Raw genomic sequence first — 1,825 nt, 5'->3', positions numbered from 1 at the left:
TTTCTAGTTTTTTATGTCTTATTTCCACATATCTCCATATATGAAAGGTGGATTTCCTAAATCCTTCAATTCCTCCCCTTATTTTTCGTTCATTAACTTTAGAATTCTTTTTAAATTCACCGCAAATATGGTGGTGGCCCCTTGAATCTGCATACCAAATAAACCCGAGGAAGTTGCTTTTTTCAACCCGTGTCTGTTCTTTAATTCATTATTTTTCGCTTCTATTTTATATCGTTCTTTTGCCATTTTTTTGAATTCTTCTGTCTTTTGGAATGCCTCTTGTTCCAAATGAGTATTGGATTTAATCGTAACGGAAAACGACTTTGTTTTCGCTCCTTCTTTATAACACCCATTTTTAAATGGACAAACTTTACACTTCTCAACATCAAAAAAATATTTTAGTTGCGGATTTCTGTTTTCATCTTTTTCTCGTTTCTTTTTTCCTTTTTTAATGGCTAAGTGACCAGCGGGACAGGCATACATATCGGCATCTTTGTTAAATTCAAATCCCGTCTTACGATGAGGTTGTCCATTGGTTATTACTGGGTGTAATTTTGAAACAAGCTGCATGTTATTTTCCTTGGTATATTCTAAATTTTCTTTTGCAGAATATGCTGTATCTCCTAAGATAGTTTCTACCTTCATTCCTGCTTCATTTGTCTTTTCCACTAGCTCTTTTAAATACTTTCCTTCTCCTTGTTCTCCAGAGGTAATAACAGCGGCAGTCACAATACGTTCATCAGACATGGCAATATGTGTTTTATAGCCGTGAAAGGCATGGTCAGCGGATTTATAACCTGTTCTCGCATCTTCATCACTGGAATAAGACGACTGTTCCTGGAAATCTTCTATTATTTCCTTTAATCCATTTACTTTTTCACGTACAGCTGGAATGTGTACGACCTTTGCCTCCTGTTCTATTACTTCTACTAATGCGGAACAATAGGCAAGCTCCTTTTCTACTTCATTCGAAGTAGGTTTGGCCGGAAATTTTTCCTTTATCGATTCATCGAACGAATAAATTAACTTTCGTACTTTTTTGGCTTTCTCTTGTAAATATTCTTTCGGTGATTTATTTCGATAACGGGAAAGGGTATGGGTGGCGTCTACGATAATCGTTTTACTCGTGATTATCTTCTTTTCCACTGCGATTTCTACTGTTTTCCCAATTAATAAGTCTAATAAAGCAATATCTTGAAGCCGCATTCTCCGAAATTTCGTTAGGGAGCTTGGATTGATCACTGGATCTTCTGGAGCCATATCTAAAAAATATTTAAAGGACATATCATACTTAGAACGTTCCACCACATCGATATCGGATAAATCAAAGATTACCTTTAAGAGTAGGTATTTAAACATACGGATTGGTGGGATAGCGTTTCTTCCATTATCCAAACAATACTTGGATGTTAGTTCCTCCAGGATAAAGGAAAAGTCAACCAAATCATTTATTTGGCGAAGCATGTTATCTTTCGGAACAACTAAATCGTAGATAAACATATATGGACTTAAGTTTAATGTCTCTTGTTTTTCAAGCATAAAATACTCCCCACCAACGTTTTTTTCCATTATATAAGAAAAAGGGGGAATATGGGGAGAAATTCCGCATATTCCCCCTTTTTTTGGGAGTTTTTCCAAATTAAATAAGAATTTAATTATTTGAAAGCGAATATTAAGTTGGTTTGGAGAGGTGACCGCTTNACTCCTATGGGAGCAGCGAGAAAGTCCGAGACCCTGCAGGAGCGTAGCGACGAAGCGGCTCGGCGCTCGCCCCAATGAGTCAAGTGGTCACCTCGGAAAACAATTTACACATCTAAGTTTAAAA

General features: G+C 36.6%; 1 protein-coding gene. It reads right to left on the bottom strand.

The features are described 5' to 3' along the window. Positions 1-78 precede the first annotated feature (78 nt). The gene (locus ADJ83_RS10010; protein ID WP_048717714.1) at positions 79-1,539 is read right to left on the bottom strand and encodes an IS1182 family transposase; all 1,461 of its coding nucleotides are present in this window, start codon (positions 1,537-1,539) and stop codon (positions 79-81) included. Between the last annotated feature and the right edge of the window lie 286 nt (positions 1,540-1,825).

Source organism: Bacillus sp. 522_BSPC (genome assembly GCF_001076885.1).
GTDB lineage: Bacteria > Bacillota > Bacilli > Bacillales > Cytobacillaceae > Niallia > Niallia hominis.
The sequence above is the reverse complement of the archived record's forward strand: the minus strand, read 5'-3'. Positions and strand labels throughout refer to the sequence as shown.